The organism is Streptomyces albicerus, from assembly GCF_008905045.1.
Lineage (GTDB): Bacteria > Actinomycetota > Actinomycetes > Streptomycetales > Streptomycetaceae > Streptomyces > Streptomyces albicerus.
In genome coordinates this window covers 1-16,944 of sequence record NZ_VWMY01000128.1, presented here as the reverse complement: position 1 = coordinate 16,944, position 16,944 = coordinate 1, and the positions used below count along the sequence as shown (strand labels likewise).

9 protein-coding genes and 3 pseudogenes are annotated in these 16,944 nt (G+C 72.5%); 2 read left to right on the top strand and 10 right to left on the bottom strand.

Features of this window, described 5'->3' with window-relative positions:
- Nucleotides 1–148: 148 nt before the first annotated feature.
- A pseudogene (locus GAS53_RS57380) lies at nucleotides 149–474 on the bottom strand (hypothetical protein).
- 363 nt (nucleotides 475–837) lie between these two features.
- On the opposite strand from GAS53_RS57380, the gene GAS53_RS52280 reads away from it, so the two are divergent.
- Nucleotides 838–1,080 (top strand): MaoC/PaaZ C-terminal domain-containing protein, encoded by a 243-nt coding sequence (locus GAS53_RS52280; RefSeq protein WP_151484875.1) that lies wholly within the window; start codon nucleotides 838–840, stop codon nucleotides 1,078–1,080.
- A gap of 103 nt (nucleotides 1,081–1,183) precedes the next feature.
- On the opposite strand, the pseudogene GAS53_RS52275 reads toward GAS53_RS52280, so the two are convergent.
- Nucleotides 1,184–1,384 (bottom strand): annotated as a pseudogene (locus tag GAS53_RS52275) (IS200/IS605 family transposase); the annotation flags it as partial.
- A 129-nt stretch (nucleotides 1,385–1,513) separates the two neighbouring features.
- Between GAS53_RS52275 and GAS53_RS52270 the strand changes: the two are divergent.
- A pseudogene (locus GAS53_RS52270) lies at nucleotides 1,514–1,951 on the top strand (RNA-guided endonuclease TnpB family protein); the annotation flags it as partial.
- 170 nt (nucleotides 1,952–2,121) lie between these two features.
- Here the strand turns inward: GAS53_RS52270 and GAS53_RS52265 are convergent.
- From GAS53_RS52265 to GAS53_RS52230, 8 genes are all read right to left on the bottom strand, one after another.
- Nucleotides 2,122–3,009: a 3-hydroxyacyl-CoA dehydrogenase family protein gene (locus tag GAS53_RS52265; protein ID WP_225859670.1), complete on the bottom strand. Its 888-nt coding sequence runs from the start codon at nucleotides 3,007–3,009 to the stop codon at nucleotides 2,122–2,124.
- A gap of 50 nt (nucleotides 3,010–3,059) precedes the next feature.
- Nucleotides 3,060–3,785, bottom strand: a complete 726-nt coding sequence (locus tag GAS53_RS52260; RefSeq protein WP_225859669.1) for a transposase — start codon at nucleotides 3,783–3,785, stop codon at nucleotides 3,060–3,062.
- 225 nt (nucleotides 3,786–4,010) lie between these two features.
- On the bottom strand, nucleotides 4,011–5,096 hold the full coding sequence (locus tag GAS53_RS52255; RefSeq protein WP_151484874.1) for an HAD-IIIC family phosphatase: 1,086 nt from the start codon (nucleotides 5,094–5,096) through the stop codon (nucleotides 4,011–4,013).
- The gene (locus tag GAS53_RS52250; RefSeq protein ID WP_151484873.1) at nucleotides 5,093–6,271 is read right to left on the bottom strand and encodes an acyl-CoA dehydrogenase family protein; all 1,179 of its coding nucleotides are present in this window, start codon (nucleotides 6,269–6,271) and stop codon (nucleotides 5,093–5,095) included. Before GAS53_RS52250 ends, GAS53_RS52255 begins: the two co-directional genes overlap by 4 nt.
- Nucleotides 6,268–6,528, bottom strand: a complete 261-nt coding sequence (locus tag GAS53_RS52245; RefSeq protein ID WP_151484872.1) for an acyl carrier protein — start codon at nucleotides 6,526–6,528, stop codon at nucleotides 6,268–6,270. The genes GAS53_RS52250 and GAS53_RS52245 overlap by 4 nt, the downstream gene beginning before the upstream one ends.
- A 20-nt stretch (nucleotides 6,529–6,548) precedes the next feature.
- Nucleotides 6,549–7,553 (bottom strand): 3-oxoacyl-[acyl-carrier-protein] synthase III C-terminal domain-containing protein, encoded by a 1,005-nt coding sequence (locus GAS53_RS52240; RefSeq protein WP_151484871.1) that lies wholly within the window; start codon nucleotides 7,551–7,553, stop codon nucleotides 6,549–6,551.
- Entirely contained in the window at nucleotides 7,554–14,615 is a 7,062-nt protein-coding gene (locus tag GAS53_RS52235; RefSeq protein ID WP_151484870.1) for a non-ribosomal peptide synthetase, read from the bottom strand.
- Nucleotides 14,612–16,944: non-ribosomal peptide synthetase (locus GAS53_RS52230; protein WP_151484869.1), on the bottom strand; the 2,333-nt coding region annotated here is incomplete at its 5' end. The genes GAS53_RS52230 and GAS53_RS52235, both read right to left, overlap by 4 nt.

Here is a 16,944-nt window from a genome sequence, read left to right as displayed (position 1 = left end):
CCGGATGGAACCGCCCTCCACGTGCGCGGTGGCCGAGATCGGTTCGGGAGTGTCGAAAGTAGGCATGGCTGTCCCGTCCTCATGAGTCTGTGGGTCGTCCCCGCTGGTGGGACGTGGTGTGGGTGAAGTGGTGCGGGCGCCGGTGCGGCTAGCGCACCCAGCCCGTCATGCTCTGCCCGACGCTCTGGGTCTTCTCCGTGGTACGCGGCCGGGTGCCGCCGTCGACCGCCGCCGACACGGCCCGCACCAGCCACGCGTTGACCGACAGGCCCTCACGGCTCGCGGCCTGTTCGGCGCGCGCCTTGAGGTGGGCCGGCAGCCGCGGGCGGAGAGCACATTGAGCATGGTCAGCCGGGTCGCCGACTCCAGCGGAGCGGTCAGCCGCTCGGCCGGCTCACGGACGCCTTCCCCGCCGGCTTCGGCGGCCACCGCGAGTTCACGGCGGAAGGTGGCGACATACGGAGTGAGGTCCATAACGCCATGATGGCATCATCGTGGCACCATGCGCAAGCCCGAATGGCGCCTGGCGTGAAGTGAGCGCAAGACGGCCGCTCTACCTGCGGAAACATAAAGAGGGCGACCCGAGTCATTGCGGCACCATGTGCGCTCAAGCGCTTCTGAGAGCACGGAATGATGCCAGGTGACACAGGACGACGCCAGATGGTGCCAAGAGGCGCCACCTGGCGCCATGTGATGTCGCCAAGAAGGCGGCATGCCCCCGCCTCGCGGTCCACCGCTGGGCCGAGCCCATCCGAGGCAGCGCGATCGGGCCCGCCCCCGCCCAGCCAGGGCTGTGTGAGGTCGTGATCAAACGCAGGCACCTGGCCCGGCCGCACGGTGCCCGAGCCCGACCATGTCCTGACGCCGGCCTTGACCGGCAACCCGGCGCCGGTCCACTCCGACATCCGCCTCTGCGCGCACCTCGGCCGGCACCGGATCCTGGTCTGCGGCATGGTCACGCCGGGGATCATCCTGGGCGCGAGCGTCCGCAGCACCAGCGGCCTCACCACCGCGAATCTCGGCCAGGACAAGCTCCGGCTTGAACAACCCGTCTTCGTCGGCGACACCCTCTACCTCTGATCTTGCGCAGTGCTCCGCCCTTCAGGGCGGCGGTGAAGCGCATTTCAGGACTGCTCCGACCTCGGCTGCGGGCGCGGCTGTTGACCCGCGCCCACGACGGCCGTCACACGGGGCGCTGCTGGTTCGCGATGTACTGGCGAACCACGGTCAGCGGTGCCCCGCGCAGGCAGCGAGAGGAGACGCCCTTGAGGGAGTTGACCAGCTTGGAGAGCTGGACTTTGGGCGGGTGGTGCACGAGCAGGTGGACGTGGTCCTCTTCGCCGTTGAACCGCTTCAGTTCGGCCTCGAAGTCCTGGCAGACCTCTCACATGATCTCTTCGCAGCGCGTCAGCATCGCGCCCCGCCGGCACTGCCCCCTGCGCAGGCCCGGCTCGTCGATGCCCGGGCGCACACCGCCCGCACGACGTGGAACCTCCTGCACGACGGGTGGACGATGCTGCCGAAGGACAAGCGCACGCTTGCCTCGGCGGACGCCGCGATCCGCCAGGCCCGCAAGGACATCGACTGGCTCGCCGTCCTTCCCGCCCAGGCCGCGCAGGCGGTACTCAAAACGTACTTCCAGGCCTGGAAGAACTGCTGGAAGAGGCGGGCCGAAGCGCCCGCCTTCAAGGCCCGCTTCCGGTCGGTGATGAGCGTGAGCGTCCCGCAGGGCCGCGACCTGCAGATCAAGCGCGTGCACCGCCGCTGGGGCGTGGTCAGCATCCCCAAGGTCGGCCGGGTCCGCCTCCGCTGGACCAAAGACCTCCCCATCGGGAAGGACGCCGACACAGACAACAAGATCACCGGCGCCCGGCTGGTCAAGGACGCGCTCGGCTGGCACATCGCCTCCCGCGTCCAAACCCTCGACACCGCGTCCGCGCCGCACACCGGCTGGCGAGGTCAGGGCAGTCCTCAGGCGCCCCCGCGGCGTCAAGCCCGCCACCGCAAGGCAGGCAGGCTTCAGCTTCAGCCGGGAGAGCACTTCAAGCGGAGATCCTGGTGCCGCAGGCGGGAAGGCGCGCCTCGCGTACGGCACCGTCATCCGATGGCCGGGGCCCTACGTCAGCGCTTGGCGGTCGCGTAGGTGTGGAAGCCCTGCCCGCTCTTGCGGCCGAGGCGGCCCGCCGCGACCAGGTCCGTGAGCAGCGCGCACGGGACGAATCGGGCGTCGTCGGTGAGTTCGTGCAGGACGTGCAGGGTGTCCACGACGGTGTCCAGGCCGATCAGGTCGGCGGTGCGCAGCGGGCCCATGGTGTGGCCGAAGCACTCCTGGAAGAGCCGGTCCACGGTGGCCGCGTCCGCGGTGCCCGCCTGGACCACGGCGGCCGCGTCGTTGTACGTGCCGTGCGACAGGCGGTTGGAGACGAACCCGGGCGCGTCACCGACCACGATGCCCTGCTTGTCCATGCTCCTCAGCAGGTTGTGGGCGTCTTCGAGGGTCTGCTCGCTGGTGTGCTCGCCGCGGATCATCTCGAGGGAGTCCTTGGCGTAGGCCGGGTTCATGAAGTGCATGCCCAGGACCCGGCCGGGATCGTCGATGTGCTCGGCGAGCAGGCCGACCGGGATCGCGGACGTACAGGTCGCGATGACCGTGGTGGGCGGTAGCACGGCGTTGAGGGAGCGGAAGAGCTCCTGTTTGACGGGGATGCTCTCGCGGACGCATTCGACTACGAACGACGCGGTACGCAGCTCAGTCAGGTCGGCGCTGAAGCGCACCCGCGCCACCGTGCGCTCGGCCCCGCCGGCTGGTGCGCGGCGCAGCAGGGTGGCCATGCGCAGGCCGGCGCGCAGCCGGTCGGGGGCGGTGGCCAGGGCCCCCGGTACGGGGTCCACGACGGTCACTTCATGGCCCGCGGCCGCCAGGCAGTGGGCGACGCCGACGCCCATCGTGCCTGCGCCGACGACGCCGACCGTACGGCTCGGAGTGGGGGGCGGGGTGGAGTGGGACACGGGTTCTCCTGGGCCGGCGGGAGGACGGGCGGGGAAGCTCCTATAGATCGTCAAGCGGTCTGTGGGAGCGGTTTGGTGGGGTGGGTCACATGGGGTAGGTGCCGGTAGATCTCGAGGGCGACGAACCGCTTCAGGCACCGGACGATGTCCTTCTTGGCCATGCCTTCGGCGGTGCGTCGGGCGACGTACTCCTGGGTGCGCTGGTCGTACTTCATGCGGACCAGCACGATGGTGTGGAGCGCGTTGTTGGCCGCGCGGTCGCCGCCGCGGTTGAGGTGGTGGCGGTGGGTGCGGCCGGAGGGGGCCGGGACCGGGGCGGATCCGCACAGGTGGGCGAAGGATGCTTCCGAGCGGAGCCGGTCGAGGTTGTCGCCCGCGCTCGTCAGCAGCTGGCCGGCGGTCTCGGGGCCGACGCCGGGCAGGGCGACCAGCTTGGGGGCGGCCTGGGTGACCAGCGGCCCGATCTCCTTGTCCGCGTCCTTGATCTCCTCGTCGAGCTGCTGGTAGCGGCGCAGTGCGATGCGGATCGCGCAGGCCGGGTCGTTCAGTTCACCGCTCGGGCGGGAGCGGGCCAGGGTGTCGACCAGCTCCCGCGCGGACAGTCCGCGTAGCTTGTCCCGCACCGCGGACGGCGCGGTGACGATCAGAGTGCGGATCTGGTTGATCGTCTGGGTGCGGGCCTTGACCGCGCTCTTGCGGACCACCCGCAGGGCCCGGATCGCTTCCGCGATTCCGTTGCGGGACTTCGGGATGCCGCCGGCCCGGCCGGACAGCACGGCGGTCGCGGCCCCGTAGGCGTCGATGAGGGCACGCGCCGGTCGGGCAGACGGACAAGACAGTGATGGGACCTCTGGCCAGGCTCCTATTAGGTCACAGTCACCCGGCCGGCCACGCGCCAAGCGGCATCGCCCGGCAGGCCGACGATTCCCCAGAAGGACAACCGAAGCGTCAGTCAGGCGGAGAGTCAGACCTCCGGGCGATGCCATGGTCAATCCTCACTGTCAGGCGGTGGTGACGACGCGTACCGCACTGTCCTGGGCGGGTGGCGCCTGCTCGGTGTCGAAGCCCAGCAGGATCCGCTCGCCGCTGTGCTCGATGACGTCGAAGCCGCTGAAGCGCAGGTTGACCAGCATCACCCGGTTCACCTCGGTGGGCACGAACTCCGCCACCGGGCGGCGCCCGCCGGCGAGCGCGTCGCGGACGATGTGGCCGATCAGGGCGGGTCCGACGCCGCGCGACATGACCCGGCAGGACAGCAGGAGGAGCTTCAACACGCTGTTGGTGTCGGTGAGTTCGGTGAGGGCGAGGCCGATGGTGCCGTACGAGCCGAAGCGGTCCTCCAGGCTCGCCACCAGGACCTGGTGCGACGGTGAGCAGCTCAGCTCGCGCAGCTCGGCCATGTCGTAGGTGCGGCCTGTGGTGTTGAGCTGGTGGGTGCGGACGGTGAGTTCATGGGCGCGCTCGAGGTCCCGCTCGGTCGCCCGGCGCACGGTGAGGACCAGGTCCAGGGTGGCCAGGAAGTCCTTCGCGGGGCCGGTGTGGGTGTCCTGGGCGCGCTTGCGGCGTAGTTCGCCGCGGTAGAGGTGGCGGCGGCCGCGGCTCTCGTCGGTGACGAACGGGGGCTGGAAGGCGGCCAGTTCGGGCAGTTCGGCGGCCTGCGCGGCCGCGTGGACGCGTACGGCGGGGTGGGCGGCTGCGACCTCCGCGCGTTCCACCGCGTCGTTGTCGATGAACGCCAGGGTGTCGATGCCGATGTTGAGCGCCTCGGCGACGCGGCGTACAGCATCGGACTTGGCGCCCCAGCCGATCTCCAGGACCGTGAACAGCTCCTCGATGCCGAGTGCTTTCAGGTGCGCGGTGGCGGTGGCGTGGTCGCCACGGCTGGCGGCGGCGTGCAGGATGCCGCGCTCGTCGAGGGCGTGGAGTGTGGCGAGGACCTCGGGGAAGGGCTGGGGGGCGTCGCCCTCCAGGACGGTGCCGTTCCATATGGTGTCGTCGAGGTCCCACACCAGGCACTTCACGGTCGGCGCGGGCGCAGGCACCCCGGTGCGGGTGGAGGTGTCGGGCGTGGGCGCTTCGCGGGTCATCGTGGTCCTTCCTGGATCACTGTGCGGGTTCGTTCGGCGGGTGCGGGCCGGTACCCGTGGCGGCGCAACAGCCGGTCCCCGATGTGGAGTTCCGACACGAACTGCGAGCCCTCGATGAGTTCCATCACCTTGGCGTCCCGGAAGAACCGGCCCGCCAGGCTGTCCGGCGCGATCCCCGCGGCGCCCAGGGTCTGCACGGCCGCTCCGGCGACGGCGGTGGCGGCGCCGGCTGCCGCGTACTTGGCGACCACGGTCTCCGTCACGGCCGACGGATCGCCCTGCCCACGCAGCCGGCCCGCCCGGGCGCACAGTTCGCGGGCGGCGCCGGCCTGGACGGCGGCGCGGGCGAGCTCGGCGCGTACGAGCTGATGCTCGGCCAGTGCGACGCCCCGCTGCAGGCGGTGCACCGCGTGGTCGGCCGCAGTGTCGAGGCAGGCTTCGGCCATCCCGACGCAGCCCCATGCCACGGTGTAGCGCCCGTGGTCCAGGGCCGTGCCCACGACATGGGTGAGGCCGATGCCGGGCGGGCCGACGAGGTGGTCCCGCGGGACCCGAACTGTGTCGAAGTCGACGTGGGCGATTTCGGCGGCGCGCATGCCCAGCTGGCCCTCGACGGGCTTCCGGTGCACGCCGGCGCGGTCTCCCTCGACGAGCACCGCCGAGGGGCGTCCGGCCGTCCGGCCCAGGACCAGGAACACCTCGGCGGTCCTGCCGAAGGTGATCCACAGTTTGCGGCCGGTGACGACCAGATGGTCGCCGTCCTCGTCGATGCGTGTCTGCACGCCGGCCAGGTCCGTGCCCGCCCCGGCCTCGGTTGCGGCGAAGGCGGCGAAGCGGTCCCCGCGGGCCAGTTGCGGCAGCCACTGCGCGCGCTGGGCCGCCGTGCCCCAGCGCAGCAGCGCGGCGGCGACCATCTCCTGCACCGTGAGCAGGCCGCGCAGCGCGCTGCACACCCCGCCGATCTCGGCGCAGACCTCGCCGAGTTCGGCGGGGCCGCCGCCCGAGCCGCCGTAGCGTTCGGGCAGCCCGATCCCGAGGAGCCCGGCCCGGGCGACGGCCTTGCGTACCTGCTCGGGAAGGGTGCCCGAGCGGTCCCAGGCGGCGGCCTCGCCCCGGACGGCAAGGGCGAACTCCGCCGCGTCGGGGACGCCCGCGGGGTCGGCGGCGTGCGTCATGATGCCGCCGCACCGCCTCGGGCCTGGGCGAAGGCCATGATGTGTGCGGCCGTACGGAAGTTGTCGAGGGCGAGGTCCTCGGCCTCCACCGTCAGCTGGAAGCGGTGCTCCACGAAGGTGACCAGTTCCAGGGCGAAGAGCGAGTCGGCGAGTCCGGTGGCGAAGTAGTCGTCGTCGGGGCCGACTTCGGTGCCGAGGGCGGCGGCCAGGAAGGCCAGGACGTCCTCGACCGTGGTCGTCGCGGGTGCGGTCGGCATGGGTGATCTCTCCTCTGGTCTCACAGGTAGTGGGGTGCGGCGCCGTCACCGATCTCCACGAGCAGCAGGCTCCACGCGGCGGCCGGGCTGGAGCTGAGCAGTACGGCGCGCTGTCCGTCCTCGAGTCCGCCGCGTTCCAGCTCCGTGCAGAGGTTCAGCAGGACGTCGTTCGGGCCGAGATGCCCGTACTGCCGGAGGTTGTCGAAGCACGTCGTGCTGATCTTGATGCCGAGCGATTCCTCGGTGAACCGGAAGGCACCCAGGGACAGGTTGTGGCTGAGGTGGCAGTCGATGTCCTGCGGTCCCAGACGGTTGCGGTCGAGGAGGCGCTGGTACAGGGCGCGCAGACGGTTGCGGGTCTCCACCGCGAGCTTGAAAGAGTACGCGGGCAGGTCGCCGCACTCCTCGCGCCACCGGTCGGTGGGCCGGTCCCGGTAGTCGACGTGGAAGAGGTCCCAGTAGTCGCCGTTGGTCTCCTGGACGATGTCGAGGATGCGGACAGGTCCGCTGCGGGAGATCACCGCGGCCGCACCGCCGTCGCCGCTCACGGTCACCGGGTGCCGGTAGCGCTGCGGCGTCGGTGGCTTGCTGCCGTGTGCCACCAGGACGTGCTCCAGGTCCGGGTCGGCGGCGAGCAGCCCGCGGGCCGCGAGCAGGGCCGGCGTGAGGGAGACGCAGCCGAGGCCGCCGACGGAGAACGTCACCGCCCGCTGGGCACCGAGGAGGGCCTGCAGCCGGGTGACCGCGGAGCTCATCAGCGTCTCGGGGGCGCGCGAGTCGATCAGGATCAGCGCGCCCATGTCGTCCGCCGCGAGCCCGGCCTCCGCCAGAGCCCGCTGGGCGGCCTGGGCGGCGAGCTCGAACGCGGACAGCGAATCGTCCGCGTGGACCTCGTCGATGCCGAGCTGCGCACAGGTCTCCCGTTCGGCCTCGCCGAGCTGATCGAGGCCGGGCAGCTCCGCGACGGGCAGCACACCGTCCGGCTGGTGCAGAGCCACCGCGTTGAGGGCCGTCGCCGGGGCCATTCAGCGGCCCCCGTCCATGTCGTCCGCGTCGTCCGCGTCGTCCGCGGCGGCGAGCTCGGTGAACGCCTCGACCAAGTGGTCGGCGAAGTTCTCCATGTCGGCGTCGGCCACCGATCCTCGGGACACCACACCGAGCTGGAGCACCCCGTTGATCACATGGCTCTCGACCACGATCGGCACCTGGGCGAGCAGCGACTCCGGCAGGGCCGACAGTGCCATCGACCGCATCCGGATCGAATCGCCGGCCAGCTTGGCGAGCCCGTCGTTGGCGTTGGCCAGGTGCTCGACGAGGAGCTGCGGCTCAGCCAGCTCGCGCAGTCGCGCGACCTCAAAGGTGTGCGGGCTGAGGTGGCGCAGGACGCCGTACCCGATGCCGTCGTTGGGGACGGCGAGCGCGGCGCCGGCCGCCGGCAGGATCTCGGCGGGCCCGGCCCCGGACGCGACCCGCAGGAAGGCCGGGAACAGATGGGTGAACCAGCCGAAGGACGCGCTCCGGTCGCCGTGCCACAAGGCGTTCGGCGCGGCCCCCATGCCCAGCGTGCTCAGGAAGGCGTCGGGCGTACCGCGCCACCGGGACCAGGCCACGGCGACCGCGGCCAGCGCGGCCTGCTGGCCGGAGGGCCCGCTGTCGGAGAGCTGCGTAGCGACCCGGCCCTCGACGGTGCGGCGGACCAGGCTCGGCGGTTCGCCAGCCGTGCCGTTCTCGGGCACCGGCTCCGACCCGGCCCCGGCGCTCAGGATGCCCTTCCAGTACGGGAGTTCACCGGCCACCTCGTCGGACGCGGCCATCGAACGCAGCTGGTGCGTCCACCGCCGCCAGGCGGCCGGGCGCGCGACGGCCGGGGCCTGGCTGTCGAACGCCGCGTTCAGGTCGTCGACCAGCGGCACGAACGACACGGCGTCGTAGACGAAGTGGTGGATGACGAACAGGATCACGCCCGGCAGGTCGGCACCGCGGTCGTAGAACCTGGCCCGCAACAGCGGACCCCGGCCGAGGTCCACCTGCGCAAGGAGCTCGTCCAGGTCGGCCTCCAGACAGGCGTCCAGCTGCGCTTCGTCCAGCGGCGGGAGCACCCTGACGTCGACGACTGGGGCGGTCTCGCGCTCGGCACATTCGATGCGCCAGCCGAGGCTGTTGTGGCGGAACCGGTAGCGCAGCGGCTCCTGGACCTCCACCAGGCGCTCGAAGGCCGCGCGCACCCCGTCACCCCGGATGGCCGGGGCAGTCTCCAGGATCACGGGCCTGATGAAGTCCTGTGCGCCGTAGCCCGACTTGGCGAGCATGGCCTGCACCAGCGGGCTCGGCGGTATCGGCTCCACCACCGGTGCCAGGGCGGCAGCCGTCGCGGCCGACTCCGGTGCGGCAGCGGGCGCGGAGGCCTGCCCGGCGCATGCGGCGAGCTCGCGCAGGGTCGGGTACTCGAGAACGTCGTGCGGGGTGAGGTGCAGTCCGGCCCGCGTGGCGCGCGAGGCGATGGCCACACTGAGCAGCGAGTCGCCGCCGATCCGGAAGAAGTTGTCGCCCGGTGCCACCCGGTCGATACCGAGCACATCGGCCCAGATCTCACCGAGGATCCGCTCGGCTTTGCGCCCGGCCGCGTCGATGACCGCCCCAGGGGTCGCGGCCGTGGTCACCGACGCCAGCTCGTCGATCGTGTCGTGGTTGAGCACTGTGCTCTCCTTCATCGATGTGCGGTCGAGCTTTCCGTTGGTCGTCCTGGGCAGGCTGGCATGGCACTCGACGCGGCCGGGCACCATGTACTGCGGCAGCGCGCGGGCCACCCACCGGGTCAGCTCGGCCTCCTCGGGGACGTTCTCGCCGGCGACGTGGGCGACCAGGAGCAGGGCCCCGGAGGGCTGCCGCTCGGCGAGGACCAGCGCTTCGCGGACCCGCGGGTGGTCCATCAGGACCCGCTCGATCTCGGCGGGCTCCACGCGCTGGCCGCGCAGTTCGAGCTGATGGTCCCGGCGCCCCTGGAAGTCGAGGGTCCCGTCGCCGCGGATCAGGGCCAGGTCGCCGGTGCGGTACATCCGGGCGCCGGGCTCGTCCGCGAAGGGGTCGGCCACGAACCGGGCCGCGGTCAGGCCCGGCTTGCCGTGGTAGCCGCGGCCGACGTTGACGCCGCCGAGGTAGACCTCGCCCCGCTCGCCCCGCGCCACCGGACGCCCCCGGGAGTCCAGGAGGTACACGCGGGCGCCCGGCAGCGTCCGCCCGATGTCCGGCAGCCCCTCGGCGCCGGCCTCGGCGCCGGCAACCCGGCCCGCGGTCGCACAGAGCCCGCACTCGGTCGGCCCGTAGACGTTGAGCAGCGTGAACGGCGCCCGGCGCGGCGGCCGCAGCCGGAGCACGTCGCCGCCGGTGAGCACGAAGCGCAGCTTGAGGCCCGGCACGTCGGGGAGTTCGGCGAGAATCAGCTCGGCGAGCGGGGTCGGCATGCCCGCCACGGTGACGCCGAGCCGGGCGAAGTCGGCGAGGAGGTTCTCCGGGGTCTGCAGACGGTCCTGTACGAAGCACAGGGTCACCCCGTGGTACAGGGCGCACAGGACTTCGAACGCGGCCAGGTCGAACCCGGCGGCGGCGAGCTGCGCGAACCGGTCGTCATCGGTGAGCTCCGCCTCCTCGCCGAACCAGCGCAGCAGGTTGATCAGGACGCGGTGCTCGACCTCGCAGCCCTGCGGGTGGCCGGTGGAGCCCGAAGTGTGCACGACGTAGGCCAGGTTGGCCGCCCCCGCCCGCTGCCGCGGCCCGGCGTCCGGGCCCGCGTCCGGGTCCGCGTCCGCGGCGGCCGCGTCGGCGATCCGCAGCACCGGGAATCCGGCGTCGTCGTAACCCTCCATGCCCGCGCCCACCAGCAGCACGGGGGCGGTGATCCCGGCGAGGACGGACCGCACCCGCTGCTCCGGCACAGTGGGGTCGACCGAGGCGAAGGCGCCGCCCGCCTTCAGGACGGCGAGCCATCCGACCACCAGGTCCGCGCCACGGTCCGCGATCACGGGGACGGCGACGTCCGGGCCGACGCCGTGCTCGACGAGGCGCCGCGCCACCCGGTTCGCCCGCCGGTCGAGCTCCGCGAAGGTGTGCTCGCCCGCCGCGTCGACGACGGCGGTCCCGTCCGGGCGCCGCGCGGCGTGCTCCGCGAAGACGTCGCTGATCAGGCGCCCGTCGGGCCACTCGGACCGCTTCCCGGCCAGGAGCGAGGGCTCGCGGTCCGTCAGGAGTTCGGCCAGGGGCCGGTCGGGCTCGCGCATCGCGGCCGCGGCGAGCTCCTGGAAGAGACCGACCAGGTGGTGCGCGGTGGCGGGTTCGAACAGGTCGACCGCGTACTCCAGGTAGCCGTCCATCGGGCCGCCGTCCTGGTCGTACAGGCCGAAGGTGAGGTCGAACTTGGACGTCCCGGGGGCGATTCCGGAGACCGTGGAGAGCTCTTCCCCGACCGGCCGGGCGCGGAGATCCGCCAGGTCGAAGGGGGCCGTGGCGGTGTTCTGGTGGGTGTAGCAGACCGTGAACACCGGGTGCCGCGACGGGTCGCGGTGGTCCATATCGGCGACGATCTTCGCGAAGGGGATCTCCTCGTGGTCGAGGACGCCGGTCGCCGTGGTCGCGCAGCGGGCCACCAGCTCGCGGAAGCTCAGGCCCTCATCGACCCGCGTACGGAACGGCAGGAGGTTGTTGAAGTAGCCGATCAGGTCGTGCGTGGCGGGGTTGAACCGGCCCGTGGTCGCCGCACCCACCACCACGTCCCGGTGGTCTGCCCACAGGTGCAGGACCGCGTTGATCACGGCGAGCATGGTGACGAAGCTCGTCGTGCTCTCGCGGACGCTGAAGGCGCGCAGCTGCCGGGCGAGTTCATCGTCGAGGCAGAACTTCACGCTGTCGCCCGCGAAGGACTGCACGGCCGGGCGCGGGCGGTCGAGCGGCAGTTCGGGGGTGTCCAGGCCGCGTAGCTGCGAACGCCAGTACTCGAGGCCGCGCTCCATGCGCTCCGCGTCCAGCCACTGCCGCTGCCAGGCCGCGAAGTCCGCGTACTGGACGGGCAGTCCGGGCAGCTCGGCCCCGCGAACGCCACGACGGGCCGCGTAGCAGGCCGCGAACTCCCGGTAGAAGACGGCGGGGGCCCAGCCGTCGAAGGCAATGTGGTGCCAGGTGTGCGCCACCACATGGTCGCCCTCGCCCATCTTGATCACCACGGTGCGGAACAGCGGGCCGCGCGCGAGGTCGAACGGCTCCGTCGCTTCCGCCGTCACCGCCCGGGTCAGCTCCGCGCGGCGCGACGCGTCCGGCAGCGCCGTCAGGTCGAGGAAGGTCAGCTGCGGCTCGGGCAGGTCGGCGAGTGCGTACGGCCTGCCGTCCTCGTCCGGGATGCGCGTGCGCAGGACCTCCTGCCGGGCCAGGACGTCACGCAGCGCGCCCCGGAACGCGTCGAGGTCGAGGGGGCCGATGTAGCGCAGGTTGATGGGGATGTTGTAGAGCGCTGTGCCGGGCTTCAGCCGGTCGAGGTACCACAGCTGCTCCTGGTTGAACGAGAGCGGCAGCCGGCCCGGGCGCGCTGTCGGAGTGATCGTCCAGTCGTCCGTGTCCGGGCCCGCCGCGCGCAGCACGTCGATCCGCGTGGCCAGTTCGCGCAGCGTGGGGTACTCGTGCAGATCGGCGAACGTGAGGCGCACGCCGAAGAGATCCTGCGCCTTGCGCAGCACCGTGATGCCCGCGATCGACGTGCCACCGAGATCGAAGTAGTTGGAGTCCTGAGCGACCTCCTCGGCCTTGAGGACGCTCGCCCAGATCTCCGCCAACTGCGGTTCGGTGTCCGCTGGTTCGCCTCCCCCGAGCTGAGGTGCGGGCCGCTCGGCGCCGGCTGCTCGGCTCGTGCGCGCGGGCAGCGGCGGGGCGCCCGGCGGTCGGCACCAGCAGGACACCTCGTCGACGTCGAACGGGTAGGTCGGCACCTCGATGCGGTGCGCCTCGATGCCCTCGTAGTAGCGGTTCCAGTCGAGGCCCGCGCCGAGCGAGTACAGCGCGGCGAGCGCGGCGAGCACGCCCTGACGGGTGGGGTCCGCGAAGAGACGTACGACCGGCAGCTCCGGTGCGATCCGGGCGATCTCCCGCGACAGCGCGCCGTCCGCGGCCAGTTCGACCAGGACGGCGCCCTCGTCGGCGAGGCTGCGCACCGCGCGGCGCAGCCCCTCCTCGTCGACCTGGCTGGTGAGCGGGGCGTCCACGGCCTTGCTCCGGGCCTCTGCCGCCGTCGCCGGGTCCTGGACGGACCGCACCACGAGGTTGCCGACGCCATTGCCCACCAGGCGCGCCTCGGTCAGGCCGAGGGAGCGCGCCAGCCGGTACGCCGCGTGCTGCCGGGCGAGCAGCCGTGCGCCGGGCGAGGCGTCGTCGGTGCCTCCCGTGGCGTCTTCCTCACCGGCGAGCCCGGGGAAGGCCGCGCGCAGCGCCGCCCATGTCTCGTCGCCGAGCTCGGCGTCACCGGAGAAGAGCAGCACCACGGGCGCCTGAGCCGCGGGCTCCCGCTCGCCGGAGCGCGGCGCGCGCAGCCGGGCGGCCAGCTCCTGGTTGTCGTGGGCGGTCGCGGCCCAGCGGTACGGGTGGTCGTCGCGGCCCCGGTTCAACGCGTGGGCCACGTCGGGCAGTTGCTGCCCGGTCCGGTCGAGGAAGTCGGCGACGCGCTGGGCATAGGCCGCGAGGGCCTGGGGCGACTTGGCGGAGAGGGTGACCAGCTCGGCCACGGCGTTCCGCGGCGCCGGGATCTGGGCCACGGCGGGCGGCTCCTCGACGACGGCGTGCACATTGGTGCCGGTCAGGCCGAAGGAGCTCAGGCCCGCCCGGCGGGTGCTGTCCGTCGTGCGCTCCCAGGCCATGGCCCGCGTGTCGACCCGGACCGGGCCCGTGAAGTCGATCAGCGGGTTGGGCGTCTCGAAGTTGGGGTTCGGATACCGGGTGGCGTGCCGCAGTCCGGCGAGGACCTTGAAAAGCCCGGCGACACCGGCGGCGTGGTTGAGGTGGCCGATGTTGCCCTTGACCCCGCTGATCCCGCACGGGCCGTTCCGGCCCGCCTCGGTGAAGGCCTGCCGCAGCCCTTCGGCCTCGATGACGTCGCCGAGCCGGGTGCCCGAGCCGTGGCACTCGATGTAGTCCAGCGGGCCGGGTCCGGCCTGCTGCCAGGCCTCGACGAGTACCTGGGCCTGCCCGCGGGAGCTCGGCGCGCTCATGCTCGTGGCGCGGAAACCGTTGTGGTTGACGGCTATGCCGCGCAGCACGCCGTGTATGTGGTCTCCGTCGGCGAGCGCGTCGTCCAGCCGCTTGAGGAGGACGAGCCCGCCGCCCTCACCTCCGGTGGCGCCGTCCGCCCGGGCGTCGAAGGGGCGGCACACCTGCTCGAGGGACTCCAGTCCGGGCGTGGGCACGCGCTCGTGCTCGGGCGCGATGACGGGGAAGACGCTGATCCCGCCCGCGAGCGCCAGGTCCGCCTGCCCGTTGCGGAGCTGGTCCGCGGCGACCGCGAGCGCGGTGAGGCTGCCGCTGCACGCGGTGTCCACGACCAGCGTGGGCCCGGCCAGGTCGAGGAGGTAGGCGATGCGCCCGGCCGCCGCGGACGGGTGCGAGCCGAGGATCTGCTGCGGGTCGTCGTCGGCATAGAGGCCTGCGTAGTGGGGTTCGGGCGCGCTGAGGACGACCGCGGTGTTGGAGCCCTTCAGATCGCCGGGCGCGTAACAGGCGTTCTCGATCGCCTGGTGGGCGAGCTGGGCGGAAATGCGCTGATGCGGGTCCATCAACTCCGCTTCGCGCCGGGAGAGTCCGAAGAACCGGTGATCGAAGAGATCGATCCGGTTCAGGTAGCCCATCTTCACGTAGTCGACATCGGTGGGCGCCCCCGCGTAGTGCATCCGGTCCTTGCCCGGTGCCCGTACGCTGATCCGCCCGCCGAGCAGGTTCTGGTGCAGAGTGTCCAGGTCGTCGGCCTCGGGCAAGGTCATGGCGACCCCGATGATCGCCACGGCCCCCCGGCCGAGGGGGGTGCCCCCGGACGGAGTCGGGGGGAGGCTCGGGTGCGTCATAGTTCGTACCCCAATTCGTCAGCGGTTTCGCGGGCGGTCGCGTCGAGCAGACGGGCCATCGCCTCGACCGAGGTGTGCTCGAAGTAGGCGCTCAACGGCAGCCTTTTCAGGCCCAGTTCGGCCAGGCGGCTGCTCAGAGCGAGGAGGGAGAGTGAGGTTCCGCCGGCCTCGAAGAACTTCTCGTGCACGCCGATCTCGTCCCGGTCGAGCAGGTCCGCCCAGATCGCGGCGACCGCGCGCTCGGTGGCCGTGCGCGGCCGGACCAGGGCGGCCGGGGACCCGACCTCGGGACTTCGGGGGCTTGGCAGGGCGTGGCGGTCCACCTTGCCGTGCCGGGTGAGCGGCAGGGCGTCCAGCTCGACGAAAGCGGACGGCACCATGTATTCCGGCAGGCTGCGGGCCAGGTGCCCGCGCAGCTCCTCGGGTCCGACGGCCCCGGCAGGCCGCTCGGCAAGCGGCCCTGCACCGGACGGCCCTGTACCGGACGGCGCTGCGCCGCCGGGGCCTTCGGGCCGGTCGGGTACGCCGGCCGGTACGACGTAGGCGATCAGTTGCTGTCCCCCGGTGCCGCCCGGGCTCGGCCGGGCGATCACGGCCGCCCTGGCCACGGCCGGATGGGCCACCAGCGCGGACTCCACCTCGCCGGGCTCGACCCGGAAGCCGCGTATCTTCACCTGGTCGTCTGCGCGCGCCTTGAACACCAGCTCACCGTCCTTCGTCCACACCACCACGTCCCCGGTCCGGTACATGCGCTCGCCCGTGCCGCCGAACGGGCAGGCCACGAAGCGCGCCGCCGTGAGCCCCGGCCGGTGCGCATAGCCCCGCGCCAGGCCCGAACCCGCGAGGTACAGTTCGCCCTCGACGCCCGGCGGGACGGGTCGCAGGCGCGCGTCCAGGACGTAGGCGCGCGTGTTGTCCATGGGCCGCCCCACCGGGAAGGCCGTACCGACCCGGGCGGCGGCGGTGACGCTGTGAGTGGTGGCGAATACCGTCGCCTCGGTCGGCCCGTAGGCGTTGGTGACCGTGACACCGGGGCAGGCCCGAAGGATCCGCGTCACCGCCTCCGCGGGCACCAACTCGCCGCAGGGCAGCACCTCTCGCACACCGGCGAAGCTGTCCGGGCGCTCGTCCGCGATCACCGAGAAGAGCCCCGCGGACATGGTCAGTGCGGTCACCCGCTGCTCGGCGATGACCGTGGCAAGCGCGTCCACGTCCAGCTTCCCGGGCGGGGCCACCACGATCCGGCCGCCGTTCAGGAGCGGCACCCACATCTCGTAGCCGGAGATGTCGAACGTCGTCGCCGAGTGCATCAGCACCCGGGCCGTGGGCCCGTCGATGCCGCCGCGCCAGCGCCGGTCCACCGCGAGGTCCGCCAGGGCGCGATGGCTGACCCCGGTGCCCTTGGGCACCCCGGTCGAACCCGAGGTGTAGATGACGTACGCCAGCCGGTCCGGGCTGCCCGCGTCGGGGAGGTCGTCGCCCGGCTGGGCGGATACGGCCGCGGCCGTGTCCGGGTCGTCGACGACCAGCCGGGGGCAGGCGCCCTGCGGCATGGCGGCCGCCGCTTCGGAGGTGGTGAGCAGCAGCGCCGGGGACGCGTCCCGGAGCATGAACTCCAGCCGCTGAGCCGGGTGGTCGTGCGCCAGGGGGACATAGGCGCCGCCGGACTTCAGGACGGCGAGGACCGCCACCACGTACTCGGCCGACCGGGGCACCGCCACGGCCACCGCCGACTCGGCGCCCACGCCCCGCCGCACCAGTTCCCGGGCGAGCCGGTTGGCGCGCTCGTTCAGCTCCCGGTAGGTCAGCGACTGAGCGCCGCTCACCACCGCGAGCGTGTCCGGCGCGGCCATGGCCCGCTGCTCGAAGAGCGCGGAGACCGTCATCTGCGGCGTGTCCACGGCCGTGTCGTTCACCACGCGCAGCAGCCGGTCCCGCTCGGCGGGCGCCAGGGCGTCCACCGCGTCGAGCCGCAGCCGCGGGTCGGCCGCCAGTTCCCCGACGAGGCGCACGAATCGTGCGGCGAGAGCCTCCGCCGTACCGCGGTCGAACAGGTCGGTGGCGTACTCGACGAGCCCGCGCAGCCCGTGCCCGCGCTGTCCGCCGGAGCTGTCCGGCCCGGACGGCCCCTCGACCTGGAACAGCAGATCGAACTTCGCGGTACCGGTCACGACCGGTTCGGGGACGGCCCGCAGACCGGGCAGGTCGAGGCCGGCCATGCCGCTCTGCCAGAAGAACGCCACCTGGAACAGCGGGTGGTAGGCGGTGGAGCGCTCGGGGTTGAGGGCCTCGACGAGCCGCTCGAAGGGCACGTCCTGGTGGTCGTACG

Bases quoted from the DNA above. Each gene is read 5' to 3' on its own strand.
- GAS53_RS52255 (WP_151484874.1), bottom strand. From the start codon at position 5,096: ATGACCCGCGAAGCGCCCACGCCCGACACCTCCACCCGCACCGGGGTG.
- GAS53_RS52250 (WP_151484873.1), bottom strand. From the start codon at position 6,271: ATGACGCACGCCGCCGACCCCGCGGGCGTCCCCGACGCGGCGGAGTTC.
- GAS53_RS52245 (WP_151484872.1), bottom strand. From the start codon at position 6,528: ATGCCGACCGCACCCGCGACGACCACGGTCGAGGACGTCCTGGCCTTC.
- GAS53_RS52240 (WP_151484871.1), bottom strand. From the start codon at position 7,553: ATGGCCCCGGCGACGGCCCTCAACGCGGTGGCTCTGCACCAGCCGGAC.
- GAS53_RS52235 (WP_151484870.1), bottom strand. From the start codon at position 14,615: ATGACGCACCCGAGCCTCCCCCCGACTCCGTCCGGGGGCACCCCCCTC.